The sequence below is a fragment of the Paraburkholderia eburnea genome (genome assembly GCF_002917095.1).
Classification (GTDB): domain Bacteria; phylum Pseudomonadota; class Gammaproteobacteria; order Burkholderiales; family Burkholderiaceae; genus Paraburkholderia; species Paraburkholderia eburnea.
In genome coordinates this window covers 35,560-52,208 of record NZ_PQGA01000010.1, presented here as the reverse complement: position 1 = coordinate 52,208, position 16,649 = coordinate 35,560, and the positions used below count along the sequence as shown (strand labels likewise).

Sequence of the window (16,649 nt, the reverse complement as noted above, 5' to 3'; positions counted from 1 at the left end):
CGCACGCGATGTGCAGATCGGCCCTTAGCGTAATCGCACGACGCCGCGCCGATCCAATGATTAATCCTCAAATGCGATATAAGGCGCGTTAATATCAGCGCATGGACCTGACCTTGTTGCGGGCGTTCGCGACGGTCGCGCGCGAGGGCAATCTCACGCGCGCGGCCACGCATCTGCATCTCACGCAGCCCGCCGTGAGCCTGCAGATCAAGCATCTGCAGGAAACGCTGGGCGTCACGCTCTTCACGCGCACCTCGCACGGCCTCACGCTCACGCGCGACGGCCAGGCGCTGCTGCCCCATGCTGAGCGCGCGCTCAGCGCCGCCGCCGACGTGCAGCGCGCCGCTGCTGCGCTGCGGCATGAGGTGCGCGGCAAGCTGCGCATCGGCACCATCCTCGATCCGGCGTTTTTGCGCCTGGGCGGCTTTCTGCGCCAGCTGGTCGAGACCTGGCCGCAGATCGAAACCGCGCTGCGCCACGGCATGTCGGGCTGGGTGCTCGATCAGGTGCGCGCAAGCGAACTCGACGTGGGCTACTACATCGGCCAGCCCGGCCCGGATCCCGATACCTTCCACACCCTCACGCTGACGCGCTTCCAGTACCGCGTGCTCGCGCCCGCAGGCTGGAAAGACCGGGTGAAAGGCGCGCGCGACTGGCGTGCGCTCGCTGCGTTGCCGTGGATCTGGACGCCGCCGGCGTCTGCCCATAACCGGCTGCTGTCCGGTCTGTTCGAAGCCGCCGGGGCGAGGCCCAACAAGGTGGCGGAAGTGGATCAGGAGCCGTCGATGCTCGATCTCGTGAAATCGGGCGTGGGACTCACGCTCGCGCGCGACGCCACGGCCATAGCGGAGGCGCATGCGCACGCGCTCACCATCGTCGAAGGCGTGACGGTGCCCACCGAACTCACCTTCATCACGCTCGCGGCACGGCGCGACGAGCCCGCCATCGCAGCGGCGCTCAAGGCCATCGAAACCCAGTGGGCGATATGAGCCGCGCTCATGAACATGCGGCGCGACGGGGTTACGTCTAACCTTACTCGCCTGACATCGAAAACCGGAAAAACTGTCATCGGTGTAACAGCGCGGTCACGCAAGTTTTGCTAGATTCGGAATTCGCGCCGCGTTTTTCGCAGCGGTGCGTTTCGAGCCTCGCCGATTGTTTCCTCGTACCAACAGGAGCTTGCATGGCCCGCAACATCGAAATCAAAGCCCGCGCCCGTCACTTCGACGCCCTGCGCGAGCGCGCCGCCCAGCTCGCATCCGATGCGCCGCTGATCTTTCGCCAGCAGGACTTCTTCTACGATGTGCCGCGCGGCCGCCTGAAGCTGCGTCAATTCGACGACGGCACGCCGCCCGAGCTGATCTTCTACCAGCGCGACGACCGCGACGGCCCCAAGGCCTCGTACTACACGCGCAGCCCCGTCACCAACGCCGAAGCGATGCATTCGCTGCTGGCCACCGCGCTCACCACGCGCGGCATCGTCTCGAAGGAGCGCCAGGTGTACCTGGTGGGCCGCACGCGCATCCACCTGGACCGTGTGGACGGCCTGGGCGATTTCGTCGAACTGGAAGTGGTGCTCGCCCCCGACGACGACGAGCAAGGCGGCGAAGCGGAAGCGGCAGCCGTATTCAAGAAGCTCGGCGTGGACGAGAGCGATCTCGTGGCGCTGTCTTACGTCGATCTGCTCAACGCGCCGGCACAGGCCGCGTAACCCGCCCTGAAGTGATTGAAGCGCGGCACGCCTCAGAGCGGCGCCGCGCCCGGCTCCAGATGCCCCAGCGGCAGCGGGCCGTTGCGCTTGAAGGTCGTCAGCACGATGTTCGAGCGCACGCTGTCCACGCCGGGCACCCGCATCAGCTTCTTCATCACGAACGACGACAGCGCGTTCAGATCCGGCGCCACGATGCGCAGCAGATAATCGGCGTCGCCCACCACGGCATGACATTCGAGCACTTCCGGCAGCACGTCGATCTGCTGCTGGAATTGCTCGATGATCGAATCGCCGTGGTGCTTCAACTTCAGGCTCGTGAACGCCGTCACGCCCAGCCCGAGCTTTTCGGGCCGCAACACGACGCGATAGCCGTCGATCACCCCCGACGCCTCCAGCCGCTGCAAGCGCCTGCCAATCTGCGAAGGCGAGAGCGGCACCTGTTCGCCAAGCTGCTGATGCGTGGCGCGGCCAAAGCGCTGCAAAACGTCGAGCAGCGCAAGATCGAAGTGATCGAGTTCGAGCATGAAAATATCCTGCATTGAATAGCCAAGTGACGCACGATTATCGCATGTGACGGCGATACACCACCCGAAACGCGCACCTCCCGCACGCACTCCGCTCTAAACTTGCCTTTCAGCAAGTGCTTTTAGTGGAGCGTTACGAACATGGCCATCGCCGCCACCGCCAAACTGCAGGAACAGTTCGACGCGGGCCTCGAAACCCGCGCGGATTTCACCATCGACCAGCCGCGCGAACGCTATGGCGCGGTCGATCACGCGGTCTGGGATCAGCTCTACCGGCGGCAAATGGCGCTGCTCGACGGCCGCGCCTGCGAGGCCTTCATCGAGGGCGCGCAGCGCATCGGCCTGAACGTCGCGCACGTACCCGACTTCGACGCCGTGAGCGAGCGCCTGATGGCCGCCACGGGCTGGCGTATCGTCGCCGTGCCGGGCCTCGTGCCCGATCGCATCTTCTTCGAGCATCTGGCCAACCGCCGCTTTCCGGTGACCTGGTGGATGCGCCGCCCCGACCAGCTCGACTACCTGCAGGAGCCGGACTGCTTCCACGATTTGTTCGGCCACGTGCCGCTGCTCGCGGACCCGGTTTTCGCCGATGCGATCCACGCCTACGGACGCGCGGCGCTCGCCGTCGAAGACCGCGCCCTGCCGCTGCTCGCGCGGCTCTACTGGTACACGGTGGAATTCGGCTTGATGCGCGATGCCGACGCAAAACCCGGCGCCGCGCAGGGCGTGAAGATCTACGGCGCGGGCATCGTGTCGAGCAAGGGCGAATCGCTCTACAGCGTGGAAAGCGCCGCGCCCAACCGGCTTGCCTTCGATCTCGACCGCGTGCTGCGCACGCGCTATCGCATCGACACGTTCCAGAAGACCTATTTTGTGATCGACTCGTTCGCGCAACTCTTCGACGCGCTGGGCGCGGGCATTGCGGCACGCCTGGCGGACCCTGAGCCGCTCATCGCCGTGGAGCCTCATGGCGCCGGCGACGTGCTGGCGAGCGACACGGTCTACACGCGCGGCACGCGCGAAGGCTGGCTCGCCGACGGCGACGTTTAGCGCGCGTCGCGCTTACGCCAACGCAAGGCCTCGGCCGGGCGTACTGCGCCGATTGCCGCAGTACGCCCGGCGCGCGCTCGCACGCCCGGGACATCCGTGGAAGAATCAATCATCGGCCCGGCCTGTTGCCGGGCGCGAAACGTATAACGCATACAGGTGCCACCATGATCAACCGACTCACTTCCGAAGAACGCGCCTCGCAGCTCGCCGGCCTGCATGGCTGGCAATCCGTCGCGGGCCGCGACGCCATCCAGCGCCATTTCCGTTTCGCCGATTTCAACGAAGCCTTTGGCTTCATGACGCGCGTGGCGATCAAGGCGCAGGAAATGAATCACCATCCCGAGTGGTTCAACGTCTATAACCGCGTGGAAATTACGCTCTCTACGCACGAGGCCGACGGCCTCACGACGCGCGATGTGGAACTGGCAAGCTTCATCGATTCGATCGCGCCGGGACCGCTCGCGACCTGAGCAGCCGCATGGAACGACGCTCATCGGCAGATGCCGGGGAAACGCGAGTCAGCGCGAGTCAGCGCAATGCGTGCGTCGTGCGTCAGACAACGAAGCGCACGGCGCGCCGCGAGCAGATGCGCTGCGATGAAAGCATAATGCAGGGTATCGGACGTCGAAACCTTCAGCTTTGAAGGCCATTCTTGAGGGACACGTAAGACTCCCAGGCAATGCGTGCTTCAGGGTCCAAACGTTCCGGTGAGAAGACGTTCCGACGCTGTACAATCAGCAGCGCATATGGCCTTGAGAGCGCACTTGCCTCCTGGCACAACGCGAGTTCGTCGCCGCTCGAAGGCGAGCGGTCGCGCCAGAAGTTGATCGCGGCTTCGAGTTCGGTGATCGAAATATCGGACATGCTGGTCGTGATCGTGCAACTGTTGCACGCGGCGCCACCCGGTCTGCGCCGCCGCTTCATCCGCGGCGCCCGCGAACGGCGTGCCTGAACGCTAAACCCATTGTACTTGAGCGAATTCCATGCGACTCCTTCTGATCGAAGACGACCGCCCCATCGCACGCGGCATCCAGTCCAGCCTCGAACAAGCCGGCTTCACGGTCGACATGGTCCACGACGGCATCTTCGCCGAACAGGCCCTCACGCAGAACCGTCACGAGCTCGTGATCCTCGACCTCGGCCTGCCGGGCATCGACGGCATGACGCTGCTGTCGCGCTTCCGTCAAAGCAACCGTCATACGCCCGTGATCGTGCTGACCGCGCGTGACGAACTCAATGACCGCGTGCAAGGCCTCAATTCGGGCGCCGACGACTACATGCTCAAGCCGTTCGAACCGGCCGAGCTCGAAGCGCGCATTCGCGCCGTGATGCGCCGCAGCGGCCCGCATGGCGACGTGCCGCGTCCTGAAGTGTCGCTTGGCGGCGTGCGCCTGTCGGGCGTCGATCGCCGCATCTTCAACGACGACAAGCCGCTCGAACTCTCGCCGCGCGAATTCGCGGTGCTCGAAATGCTGCTGCTGCGTCATGGCCGCGTCGTGAGCAAGGCGCAACTGCAGGACCACCTCACGCACTTCGGCGGCGATCTCGGCGACACTGCGATCGAAGTCTATGTGCACCGCGTACGCAAGAAGCTCGAAAACTGCCGTGTCGAAATCGTCACGGTGCGCGGCTTCGGCTACCTGCTGCAGGAAATCCGCCAGGCGGCTTAAAGCCCCGGTGCCGGCCTCGGTCGGCACGCCAGGGCGTCTCGCATTGCCGCGAGGCGCCTGACTTTCTCCCGCCTCTTCTACGCTGCCCCGCGCCCTGACACCTTCGTCTGTGCCGCGCGGGCGTCCACCCGCGTAAAATGATCCAGGCCCGCGTGGACCGCCTCCCGGCCCCGCGCCCACGTCTACCCTAAGCCTGAACCGATCATGTCCCTCCCGGCCGCAACGAGCCTGCGCCGTACGCTGCTGCGCCGCCTCGCCGCTCCACTTTCGCTGCTCGCGCTGATGAGCGGCCTGATCGCCTATTGGCTCGCGTGGCAATACACGCAGCACGTGGTCGATCGCTCGCTCGCCGACCTCGCCACGGCGATCTCGAAACAGATCCAGATCGCAGGCCCCGACGCGCCGGTGACCGTGCCGCCGCTCGCCCAGGCGATGTTCTCCGACCCCGTCGAGCATCTGGTCTACCGCATCAGCAACGGCGACACCGAAATCGCCGGCGATCACGACCTGCCGCTGCAAGGCACCAACGTGCGCCGCATGCACTACGCGTACGTGTTCGAGACCATTTATCAGGGCGTGAGCGTGCGGGTCGCCCAGGTGCGCGTGCCGCAGCCGCAAGGCAATCCGATCGTCGTCGAAGTGGGCCAGCCCGTGCATCACCGCTTTCGCATCGCCGCCGAATTCCTCGTGGCGATCATGATGCCGCTGCTGCTGCTGCTGCTCGCGGGCTGGGTGATCGTGTGGCGCGTCGTGAACCAGCAGCTCAACCCGCTGACCGATCTTGCCGACTCGCTCAATCGCCAGACCCACACGTCGCTTGAGCCGGTGGACGAAACCTACGTGCCCGTCGAGATCCGTCCGCTCACGGGCGCGCTCAACGCCCTGCTCGGGCGCCTGAAGACCGCGCTCGAAGGCCAGCGCAAATTCATCGCCGATGCCGCGCATCAGTTGCGCACGCCGCTCACCGCCGTGAAGCTGCACGCCGAACAAGCCGTCAACGCACGCGAGCCGCAGAAGGTCAGCGACGCCGTGCGCGAACTGCGCGCCGCCGCCGACCGTGCGGTGCGTCTGTCGAACCAGTTGCTGTCGCTCGCGCGCGCCGAGCCGGGCGAACAGGCGGCGCGCTTCGTGGATATCGACATGGCCACGCTCGCCTTCGAGACCGGCGCGGAATGGGTGCCGCGCGCGCTTGCGTGGCACGTCGACCTGGGCTTCCAGCGCCTCGACGATCCCGAGAACGACACGCCGCTGATGGTGCGCGGCAATCCCGTGCTGCTGCACGAGGTAATCGCGAACCTGCTCGACAACGCGCTCAAATATCTGCCGCCCGCGCGCGCCGATGGCGGACGCATCACGGTGACCGTCTCGCAGACGATCACCGAAGGCGTGCCGATGGCCGAAATCATCGTCGAGGACAACGGCCGCGGTGTGCCGCACGGCCAGCAGGCGGACCTCTTCAAGCGCTTTTTCCGCGGCGACGGCCAGAGCGAAAGCGGCGTCGACAGCGGCGCGGGTCTGGGCCTTGCGATCGTGCACGACATCATGACGCTGCACCGTGGCAGTGTGCATTACGAAGACGCGCCCGAGGGCGGCGCGCGTTTCATCGTGCGCGTGCCGCTCAATACGCGGCGTCCGGGCGACCCCGTGACGCGCAAGAGCATCGCCTCGGACAGCGTGCATGCCGATGATCGCGAGGCGCCTCAACAGGCGTCGGCGACAATGACAACAACAACGAAGCAACCTTCGCATCAGGCGCCGATCGATCTCTGATCGCGAGGATCAAAACCGGATCGACCAAAAAACATGGGCCGCAATTGCGGCCCATGTGCTTTTCGACGACCCGACGCGCAAGCGTCGATGTCAGCCCGTCATTTCTTCTTCTTGCCCTTCGACTTCGCGGCCTTGTCCTTGCCTTCACTCTTCGCAGGCGGCGCGAGCATCGTGCCGCGGCACTTGCGTGCGCCGCAACGGCATTCGTATTCGCGCTTGAGCTTCCTGGTCTGCTTCGCGTCGATCACGAGGCCATAGTCGTAGAACAGTTCCTCACCTTCCGCGATGTCGCGCAGCGCGTGGATGTAGACGTGCCCTTCGATTTCTTCGGCTTCGCAGTTCGGCGCGCACGAGTGGTTGATCCAGCGCGCGCTATTGCCCTTGACCTTGCCGTCGATCACATCGCCGTCGTCGAGCGCGAAATAGAAAGTGTGATTCGGTTCGTCGGGATTGTGCGGGTGACGCCGCAGCGCTTCCTTCCACGAGATGCGCTCGCCCTTGTATTCGATCAGCCGTTCGCCGGCCTCGATCGCATCCGCCGCAAATACGCCCTTGCCGTGTACGCCCGACTGGCGCACGACGATCCTGCGTACACTCATTGATGGAATCCTTGTGAAGTACTGGGACTGGGGAGACGTTCCCGCTCGCGGCTCACGCGTGCCGCGGTATGTTCCGCACGTTGCGTCGCGCCGTGCCGAAAAAGCCGCCCTTCCGCCCTTCACGCAAGCGCTGCGCCGTGTCGGCGCCGCATTCGTGAGCGTGCATGAATTGCGTGAGAAGTGCGAGGCGCGCCACATCTGGCCACATCCGGCATCGTACACGCTCGCGCGTCTTTCGTTCAACCTGCCGCGTGCAACGCACAACACCGGGCCTGCATCGCGTATGCACTGCGCACACGCGATGCGCCGACTTCATGCAAAGCTCGCGCTCAACGTTGCCCGAGCGAGGTATCGCCGAACAGCTTCTTCAGTTCGCGCGGCTGCGAACGCCAATATTGCGGCGGCGCGCTCACGGTCGCGCCGAGTTGCGCGGCGGCATGCCACGGCCAGCGCGGATCGTAGAGCATCGCGCGCGCCATCGCGATCATGTCGGCCTCGCCGTCCTCGACGATCTGGTTGGCCTGCAACGCATCGGTGATGAGGCCCACGGCGATCGTGGTCATGCCGGTTTCCTGCTTCACCTTGCGCGCGAACGGCACCTGATAACCAGGCTCGGCGGGAATCTTCTGCAGCGGCGAGACACCGCCGGACGACACGTCGATCCAGTCCGCGCCGCGCGCTTTGAGCGCTTGTGCAAAGACCACGGTGTCATCGGGCGTCCAGCCGCCGTCCACCCAATCGGTCGCCGACACCCGCACGCCAACGGGCCGGTCATCGGGAAACTGCGCGCGCACGATGTCGTAAATCTCAAGCGGAAAGCGCATGCGATTTTCGAGCGAGCCGCCGTATTCGTCGGTGCGCTGGTTCGCGATCGGCGAAAGGAACTGATGCAGCAGATAGCCGTGCGCGCAGTGGATTTCGAGCGCGTCGATACCCAGGCGAGCCGCGCGCCGTGCCGTCGCCGCGAACGCATTGCGCACGCGGTTCAGGCCGGCGGTGTCGAGCGCGAGCGGCGGCGTTTCGTCGTCCTTGTGCGGCAGTGCCGAAGGCGCATGCGGCAGCCATCCGCCATCGGCGACGCTGATGAGCTGACCGCCTTCCCAGGGCACGTGGCTCGAAGCCTTGCGGCCCGCGTGCGAAATCTGCATGGCGATGCGGATCGGCGAATGACGGCGGATGGCGGCGATCACCGGTTCGAGTGCGGCCTCGGTGGCGTCGTCCCAAAGGCCGAGGTCGCCGGGCGTGATGCGGCCATCGGGCTCGACGGCCGTGGCCTCGATGCACAGCATCGCGGCGCCCGACAGCGCGAGATGGCCGAGGTGGATCATGTGCCAGTCGTTGGCTTCGCCGCGCTCGGCCGAGTATTGGCACATCGGCGAGACGACAATGCGATTGGCGAGCGTCACGCCACGCAGGGCGAGCGGTGTGAAGAGCTTGCTCATGGGGAGAGAATGCGGACGGTGGTGGGGAGCGTCCGAGAATAGCACGCGTTTTTGACAGGCGCTTTCAAGGCCTGCGGGCCTGATCTGCCGATCAAAGGCCCATCGCGCGCTCACCCAAACAACAACGTGAAGGCTGCTTCAGGGCTGCTTGATGGCCGCGCCGGCGGCCTGATTGTCGAGCGCGTCGAGCCATTCGTGGAACATCAGGCTCGCCTGGGTTTCCAGGCGCGGCGCATACTGGGCCGTCGCCGCCCGTAGTGCGTTGATATCGATGCCGGCGGCGTCGAGTTCCCCCGCATTGCCGATCAACCAGGGCTCGAAACGGTCGGCGCGCACTTCGGGATGGCATTGCAGCCCGAGCACGTGATTGCCCCAGGAGTAAGCCTGGTTCTCGCACAGCGGTGTCGAGGCGAGACGCGTGGCGCCCGGCGGCAGGTCGAAGGTATCGCCGTGCCAATGCAGCATCGAGGTCGACGCGCCATCGACATGGCGCAGCGGCGAAGCGCGGCCCGCATCGGTCAGCGTGAGCGGCGTCCAGCCGATTTCCTTGTGGGCAGCCGCATGGACGCGCGCACCGAGCACGCGCGCAATCAGCTGCGCGCCGAGGCAAATGCCGAGCGTGGGCAATCCCGCCGCAATGCGCTTTTCGATCAGCGCGGCGATGGGTGCGAGTGTGGGATAACGTGCATCGTCGCAGGCATTGATGGGACCGCCCAGGATCACCATCAACGACGCGGAGGTGGGATTGAGCGCGCCGACGCGCGCGAAGCCGACATCGACATAGCGAACCGGCCGCCCGCGATCGCCGAGCACGCGCTCGAAACTGCCGAGGTCCTCGAAATATACGTGGCGAACGGCCAATACTTCGCGATTCATCGGCAAATCCCTGGGTCAGCTACACAATTCGACGCGCGGCGCTGGCGTCATGCCGCACGCACGTCGAGTACTTATGACAAGCGCTTTCGACACTCTTGCGACACGTCTGTGACAGATTGGCGCGGGCGCGATGCGCCGCATGGACGCTTCACCTGCCCGTGCCCGTCCCGCCAAACCGCTGATGACCGCCACACCGCGCGCACGCGGCCGTCCACGGGGGGACGACGCGGCGCTGCGTGTGAGCGGCAGGCCTGGTGGGCGCTGCGCGTGACGCCGGGTGAAATCAGGCTGCGAAGATCTTCCAGTTTTTCTTCTGGGTCGTCGCGTCAGCCTGTTCGTACACCGAGCAATCGAGACGCAGATCGGTGTCGGCCATCTGGATGCCGAGCAGCGCGCACTTGTGCGGCGTCTTCTTCGGGGTCTTGCTCGGCTCGAAGTGCGAGCACGAGAGGCACATGCGGTGCTGCGGCATGGCTTCCTGCGACTCGAGCACATAGACCGTCTTGAGCAGCGTGCGATAGAACGCCGATTGCTCGTCTGCGCGCAGCGTGCCGACCGCCTTCGAGAGGAAGTCAGGCCATTGCGCCGCCTTCTTCGCAGCCGTGCGGCCACGCGCGGTCAGACGCACCGCGAGCGCGCGGCCATCGTCGAGCGCACGGCGCTTTTCGACGAGACCCTTGGTTTCGAGCGTGCTCACTGCATCGCTGGTCGTGGCGGCAGTCAGTGCCGTCTCGCGGGCGATCTCGCCGAGGCGCATCGGCCCCTTGCGCTGCATCAGCAGCACGAGAATTTCGCCCTGGGTCGGCGTGAGGCCTGCCCCTTCGGCCCAGTCCCACGCCTGGCTCCGCATTGCCGTGCTAAGTCGCAGCAGGCTATGGGTCACCCGCCCGGCTGCCTGCTCTCCGTATACGCCTTCGCTCATAGTCTTTCGCTGGTTATTTGGCAGCTTGCGCTGCATCGTCCGCCGCCGCATCTGCCGACGGCTTTGTGGGAAACCTCGCGGACGATTTAGTGAATCGCCCACACCATCTCAAAAAATTCCTGCTTCGCTCGCGCCGAAAACCGCCACAAACGCGGACTGCGAACAGTCATTTCTTCTCGCCTGGCAGACCCGGTGCTTCCTTCGTAACCCCGTGCCTGCGCAGCAAACCGACATTCTATGCGAGAGTAGCAAATCGCACAGCTAACTTATCAAACGGTAATTGTGGATAACCCGTTAGTAAGCAGGCTAACGATGTGTGGATAGCTTCTCGACGATGCACCATCCGCGCGGGATCGACGTGCGGCTTATCGCGCATCCGTGCCTGCCGGGCAGGCACGATCGACCTCTCCACGCACACCGCAGGCCCTTGAGTTTGCAGGCATTTCAGCGGTTACCCACAGGCGCGCGCAGGCCCTGCCGCACACTATTGCCCATAACGGCGCAAAGATCAAAAAAAATAAGAACCCCCTGGTATCTTGCCTGGGACAAAAAAATCTTCGAGTGACCCGCGCAAAACTGCATTGCGGGCAACGAGCGGGGTCTGCGAGCCACGCGACAGCGCGTCACAAACAACAAGGGCAGCCTCTGGCTGCCCTCTCACACTGCTGATTTTTAACACCCTTGCGACGCGTTACCCGTCATGCGCGCCAACGCAGACACTGCTGCCGCACCGCTTCGTGCAGCGATTTTTCGTCGGCGACCACGCTGCGCAGCCAGCTCGCGTCATTGTTCTGCGAACGCGCGATCGTGCCGATTTCGCTGAGCGCGCGCGTCGCGCCAAGCGCTTCGCCATGCGGCGCGATCTTTTCAAGCGTCGCAAGAATGTCCTCGGAGATGGTGCGGCGCTCGCCCGTCTGCGGATCGACAACCGTGCCCGCGAGCCCGAACCGGCACGCCTGGAAGCGGTTGAACGTGTAGACGAGGTAGTCGTCTTCGAGCGGCTGGATCGGCCGGTCGATGAGCAGATGGCGCGCGAGCGTCTGGATATAGCAGGCGATCGCCGCCGCGCGCTCGACGGACAGCGGCGTGTCCATTACACGCACTTCGATCGTGCCGAAACCGGGCTTCGGGCGAATGTCCCAGTAAAAGTCTTTCATGCTGTTGACGACGCCCGTGTGGACCATCTTCGAGAAGTATTCCTTGAACGCCTCCCAGCTCAGCACGAAGGGCGCACGGCCCGACAGCGGGAACGCGAACACGGAATTCAGTCGTGCCGAATGAAATCCGGTGTCCACGCCCTGCACATAGGGCGACGACGCGGACAGCGCAATGAAATGAGGAATGAAGCGCGACAGCGAATGCAGCAAAAAGAGCGCGCTATCCGCATCCGGGCAGCCGATATGGACGTGCTGGCCGAACACCGTGAACTGCTTCGCGAGATAGCCGTACAACTCGGAAAGGTACTGAAAGCGCGGTGTATCGACGATGCGCCGGTCGCTCCACTGCTGGAACGCATGCGTGCCGCCGCCGCACAGGCCGACGTTCAGACGGTCGGCCGCCGTCACCAGCACGTCGCGGATCTTGCGCAGATCGGCCACGGCCTGCTCGTGATGCGTGCAAATGCCGGTGGACAGTTCGATCATGCTTTCGGTGATTTCAGGCGTGATATTGCCGGGAATCTCCTGATCCTTGATGAGGCGCATGAGATCGCTGCCCGCCTTCGTCAGATCGTAATCGTGCGTGTTGACGATCTGCATTTCGAGTTCGATGCCGAAGGTGAACGGCTTCGAATCGATAAAAGTTTCCAGTGACATGACGTCCCCTCATTCGGCCGCGCCACGCGCCGCCGCCCGCTTGCAGAAGCGGCGGCACGCGCGGCGGGTGGTGTTTCTGGCGGTATTGCCGACGGCACACGGCCGCCGCGTTCATTTTTCGCCGCGTTCGCCGACCAGCGCCAGCGCGCGATACACGAGCCACGGCCCGATCAGCTGCAACACGACGATCGCGCACATCATGATCGCGCGCAGGCTGGGATCGAAGTTCGGATACAGATCGTAGGTGTCCTCCATGAGCAGCAGCGCGAGCGCCGACATCGGCGTGAGCGCCACCCCGAGCGCGATGCCCTGCTTCCATTCGAGTCCGCTCGGCTTCGCGAAAATCAGCACGCCGACGAGCTTCGCGACCAGACGCGCGACGATCAGCCCCGCCGCGGCCAGCCCGCCGACGAGGATGTAATGCCACTCGAAAGTGGTCATGGTCAGCACGAACAGAATCACGGTGAGCAGCCACCCCGCCGTGCCGAAGTGCTGCGGCCAGAGCTGCGGGCGCACTTCCAGATTCTTCACGATGATGCCCGCGGCCAGCAGGCTCAGGATCGTCGAGAGCTTGAGCAGATGCGCCACGGCGATCGCCAGCAGCACGAGCCCGAACAGCGCGACGAACGAATGCTCGTCCTGCGGGCTCAGACGGCGGTAGAACAAGGTGCAGGCGCGCGCGAGCACGTACGCCACCACGATCGAGCCGACCAGCAGATACAGCGGCTGCAGGATGGTGGCGAACACGTTGCCGTAGATCTCCTGATGCAGCCAGCTCGATGCGAGCTTTTCGACCACGACGGCGTACATGCTGTTGAGCGCCGAAAGCGTCAGCAGACGCTGCGTGACCTGGCCTTCGGCGCGCAACTCGGTCTTGAGCTGGATCACCATCGCGGGCGATGTGGCCATTGCGATCGACGCGACAACGGTGGCGACCATCGCCGGCACGGACAGGAACAGCAGGACGCCGAGTACGAGCACGAACGTGAGCGAGGCCTCCGCGAGACTCGACAGGATCAGCCATGGATTGCGGCGGATCCAGCGCAGATCGAGCCGGCTGCCCAGTTCGAACAGCAGCAGGCCGAGCGCGACATCGAGCACGGGCCGCGCGGCATTGGCAGTATCGATGTCGATCACGCCAAAGCCCGCCGAACCGGCGATCAGGCCGATGATCGCGTAGCCGGAAATGCGTGGCAGGCGCCAGGCGCGATAACAAAGCTCGCCGCACAGACCGGCGGCCAGCAGCGCCAGCCCGGCCCAGAAAATGCCGTCTGGCTGCAGCGGCCACGCGGGAAAGAACGAAAACGCCGACTTCATCGTGAAGGCTTCTCCTTGGCAACACCTTCATGCAGGGGACCGGATGAGGCCTCGAAGGCCCGCTCCGGCCGGCATGGAAGACAAGTCCAGCTGTCCGACGTACGAGTACCGCTACGGCCCGGCTCATGGGCAAGCCGCGTGCCTCGCAGACATAACACATGCGTGGCGAATACGCGGCGAGGCGGGCGCGAGGATGTCAGCCGTATCCGCCGGCGACGCGCAAGCCCGCAGCCGGGAACGGCAGCGCCAGGATTGCGGCGAACGACAGCGGGAGACCTCGCACCGGTGCCGCTTGCGCGGCGAACAGCCGGTCCAGGCGCGTTCTTATGAAATGTCAGCGCCCGGGTTGGGTGAACGAACGCTGCCGGCTGTCCTGAGACCTGAGAGTCAGTTCAGGCGGCATCCGTTCCGTGGACGCGTCGGCCATTTGCGCGCAATTTGTGCGGCTTGTCTGGCGGATGACGCGGAAAAGAACGGCGATTGTGCCATAGCTTTTTTGCAATTGTCCCGCTTGCACTGATGTAGCCAGGCGTTGCCGGTAATTGCGTCCGTTTTCGCTGACGATGCGGAAAAAATGACCGTCGCCATAGCGACACCCCGAACGGTCCGGTCATCTGGCGCGGCAGCGCCTTACGGCGTTTCTCCTCCCGATACCGGTGGCGCCAGCTTCAGGTTTACGGTTTACCGTATGTATACGTAGTAGAAGTTAACAAGGGTGGCACTTTCCTGTGGATAACCCCTGTATACCTATGTGAATCATCGGCTTGGCGTTCGCACAACCGGTCGCATAGTGTGTGGCATGTTGCCTGGCAATCAAGAATAACTTTTTGAGGGCGCAAAGCGGGTCGCGAGTTATCCCGTTTACGCCCACAACGCGCCCACACGAAACTTGTCCACAACTCGCGCAGTTATCCACATGTCTGCCGGGATAACTGTATTGGTGGCGCTGTAAGGTGCGTTGTAAGGTTCAGGCGGCTAGAGACTGCGCTGACGCAAGGCGCGTTGAAGAAAGCGCGCGGGATCGATCTGTTCGGCGAGTTCGCGCTCCATCGGCCACGGTTCGCCTTCGAGCTGCGAGGCGATCAGTTCAGCGCCCAGAGACGCCCAGACCAGTCCGCGCGAGCCGAACGCAAATGCGCCGAACAGCCCCGGCGCACGCGGCAGATCGAGCGGCCAGGCGCCCGAGAGGCGCTGGGCGTCGCGGCGTGCGGCCTCTTCGTCGCCGAGCTGGCCGAGCATCGGCATGCGGTCGCTCGTCACGCAGCGCAGCGCCACGCGGCCGCGCCAGCCGGTTGGCGGTTCGCCGGCAAGGGATAGCTCCGGCAACATCAGTGCGACGCGTTCGAGGTTTTCCACGTGGCCAGGCGCGCGTAGATCGAGGCTCGTATCGTCCACCTCGTAGGTCGCGCCCGCGAGCGTCACGCCGCCGTCGAGCGGCACCGCATAGCCATCGCCGATCACCGGCACGCGCAGCGCCGCGAGCGGGCTGTCGTCGATCAGCGTGAGCTGGCCGCGCACGCTGCGCGTCGGCGCGAAGTCGAGCGCCGACGCCCGCGCGGTATCGTGCGCGTTGGCGAAGATCACCGCGCCGGCCTGCGCGATCAAGGTTCCAGCATCGTCGAATACCTGCCACGACTCGCCCGCGCGGGCGATGCGGCCAACCTGCACGCCGTAGCGCACCTCCACCTGCGCGCCGCTCAACGTGCTGGCCGCGGCGATCTGCGCACGGCACAGCGAAGCCGGATCGATCGCGCCGCCGCGCGGATAAAACCAGCCGCCCTGCGCAAGCGCCACGCCGGCGATTTTCTGGGCCTCATCGCGATTGACGCCATGCACGAATTCATCGGGATAACCAAACGATGCGAGCGCCTGCGCTACGGCGCGCGATTCATCGTCGGTGGCCAGATGCAGGAGTCCTGCATGAGTGCGCGTGGGCGCATGGCCCAGCGCATCGAGCGCGTTCCAACGGCGCAGCGCGTAGAGAAAACCCGCGCGCGTGATGCGCGACGCGTTGCTGTCGTCGCGCGAAATCAGCGGATGGAACACGCCCGCCGGATTGCCCGAGGCCTCGCACGCGGGCGCCGGGTGGCGCTCCAGCAGCGTGACGCGCCAGCCGCGCGCGGCGAGCCGCTCCACGATCGCACTGCCCGCGAGACCCGCGCCGATCACCACGGCGTACCGTTCGGCCAGCGTCATGGGCAAGGGTGGTTCGTAGCGGCGCACGCGCCAGCGCGGCGCGAAGCACCCGCTCAGCATCGCCCACTTGCCGCCGAAACCGGGCGTCTTGCGAAACTCGAAACCGTTCTGTTCGAGCGCGCGTTTGACGTCGCCGGCGCTGCTCCAGGTGGCGAAGGTGGCCTCGTCGCCCGCGACGCGCGCGAGCGCCTTGAAGATCGCCGGCGACCAGAGTTCGGGATTTTTCGCGGGCGCAAAACCGTCGAGATAGATCGCGTCGGCGCGTAACCACATTTTGGGAAGCGCCTCGACAGCGTCGCCGAACACGAGCGTGAGCGTCACGCGCCCACCCTCGAATTCGAGCCGATGCGTGCCGGGCACGAGCATCGGCCATGCTTCGATCAGCTCGCGCGCGAGTATGGCGAGGTCGGCATTCGGCGCGTGAGCGGTGACGCTATCGAGCACGGCGCGCAGATCGTCACGCCCAAACGGATGCTTTTCCACCGAGACAAAATGCAGGCGCTCGCAACGAGCGGGGTCGTCGCGCCACGCCGCCCAGGTCGTGAGAAAGCTCACGCCCATGCCGAAACCCGTCTCCAGCACGGTGAAAATGCGCCGGTTTTGCCAGCGTCCGGGCAGGCTGTTGCCCTTCAGGAAGACGAAATCGGCCTGCGCGAAGGCGCCGGAAGGGCTGTGATAGACGTCGCCGAAGCGGGGCGAAAACGGCGTGCCGTCCTCGCGAAAGGCGAGCGTGGCGGGAATCAGGGTGGCGGTCATGA

At 65.0% G+C, this 16,649-nt stretch carries 15 protein-coding genes; 6 read left to right on the top strand and 9 right to left on the bottom strand.

The features are described 5' to 3' along the window. Nucleotides 1-101 precede the first annotated feature (101 nt). The gene (locus B0G62_RS18555) at nt 102-989 is read left to right on the top strand and encodes a LysR family transcriptional regulator (RefSeq protein ID WP_103705682.1); all 888 of its coding nucleotides are present in this window, start codon (nt 102-104) and stop codon (nt 987-989) included. A 194-nt stretch (nt 990-1,183) separates the two neighbouring features. Then, nucleotides 1,184-1,711 carry a class IV adenylate cyclase gene (locus tag B0G62_RS18550; RefSeq protein ID WP_103705681.1) on the top strand — a complete coding sequence of 176 codons (528 nt, stop codon included), beginning with the start codon at nt 1,184-1,186 and terminating at the stop codon, nt 1,709-1,711. A gap of 32 nt (nt 1,712-1,743) precedes the next feature. Here the strand turns inward: B0G62_RS18550 and B0G62_RS18545 are convergent, their stop codons facing one another. After that, complete coding sequence (locus B0G62_RS18545) at nt 1,744-2,235, bottom strand: Lrp/AsnC family transcriptional regulator (protein WP_027815978.1); 492 nt, start codon at nt 2,233-2,235, stop codon at nt 1,744-1,746. Between the two features lie 141 nt (nt 2,236-2,376). Here B0G62_RS18545 and phhA point away from each other — a divergent pair, with 141 nt between their 5' ends. Together phhA and B0G62_RS18535 are read left to right on the top strand one after the other, a co-directional pair. Beyond that, nucleotides 2,377-3,285: a phenylalanine 4-monooxygenase gene (gene phhA, locus B0G62_RS18540; RefSeq protein WP_103705680.1), complete on the top strand. Its 909-nt coding sequence runs from the start codon at nt 2,377-2,379 to the stop codon at nt 3,283-3,285. A 143-nt stretch (nt 3,286-3,428) separates the two neighbouring features. Then, nucleotides 3,429-3,755, top strand: a complete 327-nt coding sequence (locus tag B0G62_RS18535) for a 4a-hydroxytetrahydrobiopterin dehydratase (RefSeq protein ID WP_279629761.1) — start codon at nt 3,429-3,431, stop codon at nt 3,753-3,755. Nucleotides 3,756-3,918: 163 nt separating this feature from the next. Here B0G62_RS18535 and B0G62_RS18530 read toward each other — a convergent pair whose 3' ends face one another. After that, entirely contained in the window at nt 3,919-4,149 is a 231-nt protein-coding gene (locus B0G62_RS18530; protein ID WP_103705678.1) for a DUF3717 domain-containing protein, read from the bottom strand. Between the two features lie 119 nt (nt 4,150-4,268). Here B0G62_RS18530 and B0G62_RS18525 point away from each other — a divergent pair, with 119 nt between their 5' ends. Together B0G62_RS18525 and B0G62_RS18520 are read left to right on the top strand one after the other, a co-directional pair. Beyond that, nucleotides 4,269-4,955 carry a response regulator transcription factor gene (locus B0G62_RS18525; protein ID WP_027815974.1) on the top strand — a complete coding sequence of 229 codons (687 nt, stop codon included), beginning with the start codon at nt 4,269-4,271 and terminating at the stop codon, nt 4,953-4,955. A 204-nt stretch (nt 4,956-5,159) separates the two neighbouring features. Beyond that, nucleotides 5,160-6,725: a sensor histidine kinase gene (locus tag B0G62_RS18520; protein ID WP_103705677.1), complete on the top strand. Its 1,566-nt coding sequence runs from the start codon at nt 5,160-5,162 to the stop codon at nt 6,723-6,725. 98 nt (nt 6,726-6,823) lie between these two features. Here B0G62_RS18520 and B0G62_RS18515 read toward each other — a convergent pair whose 3' ends face one another. The 7 genes from B0G62_RS18515 to mnmC all read right to left on the bottom strand — a co-directional run bounded on the left by B0G62_RS18515 (nt 6,824) and on the right by mnmC (nt 16,647). Beyond that, nucleotides 6,824-7,324 carry an SET domain-containing protein gene (locus tag B0G62_RS18515; protein WP_103705676.1) on the bottom strand — a complete coding sequence of 167 codons (501 nt, stop codon included), beginning with the start codon at nt 7,322-7,324 and terminating at the stop codon, nt 6,824-6,826. Nucleotides 7,325-7,653: 329 nt separating this feature from the next. Continuing rightward, nucleotides 7,654-8,766 (bottom strand): NADH:flavin oxidoreductase/NADH oxidase, encoded by a 1,113-nt coding sequence (locus B0G62_RS18510; protein ID WP_103705675.1) that lies wholly within the window; start codon nt 8,764-8,766, stop codon nt 7,654-7,656. A gap of 138 nt (nt 8,767-8,904) precedes the next feature. Beyond that, nucleotides 8,905-9,642, bottom strand: coding sequence for a glutamine amidotransferase (locus B0G62_RS18505; RefSeq protein WP_103705674.1), 738 nt, complete (start codon nt 9,640-9,642; stop codon nt 8,905-8,907). A 283-nt stretch (nt 9,643-9,925) separates the two neighbouring features. Beyond that, complete coding sequence (locus B0G62_RS18500; RefSeq protein ID WP_103705673.1) at nt 9,926-10,564, bottom strand: MarR family winged helix-turn-helix transcriptional regulator; 639 nt, start codon at nt 10,562-10,564, stop codon at nt 9,926-9,928. 698 nt (nt 10,565-11,262) lie between these two features. Next, entirely contained in the window at nt 11,263-12,378 is a 1,116-nt protein-coding gene (locus tag B0G62_RS18495) for a YbdK family carboxylate-amine ligase (protein WP_103705672.1), read from the bottom strand. A 111-nt stretch (nt 12,379-12,489) separates the two neighbouring features. Then, nucleotides 12,490-13,695, bottom strand: a complete 1,206-nt coding sequence (locus B0G62_RS18490; protein WP_103705671.1) for a cation:proton antiporter — start codon at nt 13,693-13,695, stop codon at nt 12,490-12,492. Nucleotides 13,696-14,670: 975 nt separating this feature from the next. Beyond that, a complete protein-coding gene (gene mnmC, locus B0G62_RS18485) occupies nt 14,671-16,647 on the bottom strand; it encodes a bifunctional tRNA (5-methylaminomethyl-2-thiouridine)(34)-methyltransferase MnmC2/FAD-dependent 5-carboxymethylaminomethyl-2-thiouridine(34) oxidoreductase MnmC1 (protein ID WP_103705670.1) in 1,977 nt (658 codons plus the stop codon). Between the last annotated feature and the right edge of the window lie 2 nt (nt 16,648-16,649).

Excerpts from the sequence above, each read along its gene's own strand:
- B0G62_RS18555 (WP_103705682.1), top strand. The coding sequence starts at position 102 with ATGGACCTGACCTTGTTGCGGGCGTTCGCGACGGTCGCGCGCGAGGGC.
- B0G62_RS18550 (WP_103705681.1), top strand. The coding sequence starts at position 1,184 with ATGGCCCGCAACATCGAAATCAAAGCCCGCGCCCGTCACTTCGACGCC.
- B0G62_RS18545 (WP_027815978.1), bottom strand. The coding sequence starts at position 2,235 with ATGCTCGAACTCGATCACTTCGATCTTGCGCTGCTCGACGTTTTGCAG.
- phhA (WP_103705680.1), top strand. The coding sequence starts at position 2,377 with ATGGCCATCGCCGCCACCGCCAAACTGCAGGAACAGTTCGACGCGGGC.
- B0G62_RS18530 (WP_103705678.1), bottom strand. The coding sequence starts at position 4,149 with ATGTCCGATATTTCGATCACCGAACTCGAAGCCGCGATCAACTTCTGG.
- B0G62_RS18525 (WP_027815974.1), top strand. The coding sequence starts at position 4,269 with ATGCGACTCCTTCTGATCGAAGACGACCGCCCCATCGCACGCGGCATC.
- B0G62_RS18520 (WP_103705677.1), top strand. The coding sequence starts at position 5,160 with ATGTCCCTCCCGGCCGCAACGAGCCTGCGCCGTACGCTGCTGCGCCGC.
- B0G62_RS18515 (WP_103705676.1), bottom strand. The coding sequence starts at position 7,324 with ATGAGTGTACGCAGGATCGTCGTGCGCCAGTCGGGCGTACACGGCAAG.
- B0G62_RS18510 (WP_103705675.1), bottom strand. The coding sequence starts at position 8,766 with ATGAGCAAGCTCTTCACACCGCTCGCCCTGCGTGGCGTGACGCTCGCC.
- B0G62_RS18505 (WP_103705674.1), bottom strand. The coding sequence starts at position 9,642 with ATGAATCGCGAAGTATTGGCCGTTCGCCACGTATATTTCGAGGACCTC.
- B0G62_RS18500 (WP_103705673.1), bottom strand. The coding sequence starts at position 10,564 with ATGAGCGAAGGCGTATACGGAGAGCAGGCAGCCGGGCGGGTGACCCAT.
- B0G62_RS18495 (WP_103705672.1), bottom strand. The coding sequence starts at position 12,378 with ATGTCACTGGAAACTTTTATCGATTCGAAGCCGTTCACCTTCGGCATC.
- B0G62_RS18490 (WP_103705671.1), bottom strand. The coding sequence starts at position 13,695 with ATGAAGTCGGCGTTTTCGTTCTTTCCCGCGTGGCCGCTGCAGCCAGAC.
- mnmC (WP_103705670.1), bottom strand. The coding sequence starts at position 16,647 with ATGACCGCCACCCTGATTCCCGCCACGCTCGCCTTTCGCGAGGACGGC.